The organism is Achromobacter sp. GbtcB20 (assembly GCF_019091095.1).
In the GTDB taxonomy this organism is placed as follows: domain Bacteria; phylum Pseudomonadota; class Gammaproteobacteria; order Burkholderiales; family Burkholderiaceae_B; genus Achromobacter; species Achromobacter mucicolens.
Genome location: NZ_JAGXJZ010000088.1, coordinates 1 through 777 on the forward strand (window position 1 = coordinate 1; position 777 = coordinate 777).

At 53.9% G+C, this 777-nt stretch carries 1 pseudogene; it reads left to right on the forward strand.

The annotated features are described in order from the left end of the window. Positions 1 to 777: pseudogene (locus tag KVT32_RS27895) on the forward strand (restriction endonuclease subunit R); the annotation flags it as partial.

Consider the following 777-nt stretch of genomic DNA (forward strand, 5'->3'; position numbering starts at 1 on the left):
TGATCCGGAAGCGCTACTCGAAAGCGAACCGCTGCGCATTGCGTTTTACAAGGCGGTGGCTACGTTTCTACGAGCCTTCGCTGCCATCGGTCAGAACCTGTCCGAGGCGGGTTACCTTGACGGTGAAGTTGAAACCTTACGACGCGAAGCGGATTTCTATGCCGAAGTGCGTTCTGCCATCAAGCATTACAGCGGTGAAGAGTTGGACATCAAGCCTTTCGAGGCCGACATGCGCCATCTCATCAACACGTACATCCAAGCAGATCCGGCAGAGGTGCTGGGTGAATTGGCAGAGCTGTCGCTGACCGACCTGATCATCAAGACCGGCATTCACGATGCGATCGCAAAGAAGATTAACGAAAAAGGAAAGCTGTCGAAGAATGCCATTGCGGAAACCATCATCAACAATGTCCGCAAGACCATCATTCGTGATCGCCTCACCGATCCGCGCTTTTACGAGCAGATGTCCAAGTTGCTTGATGACTTGATCCAACAAAGCCGCGAAAGCACAGAGGCGTATGAGGATTTTCTGCGCAATGCCGAAGCGTTAGTGAAAAAGGCTCACGAAAAGCAGCATGACACAGAAGAGCCCCCCGTTCTGCGTGGGAACGCCGCTGCGTTACTCATTTACCGCAATCTGCCGGCCATCGTGTCCAATGATGTCCAGGCTCCAGGTCGCGTCCTCAATGAACCGCACCCCGTTTACGGTGACCCATTGAGCGCGTTAGCGTTGAAGATCGATCGACTGATGCGGGATGAAGCGCCAGCGAGTTGGCG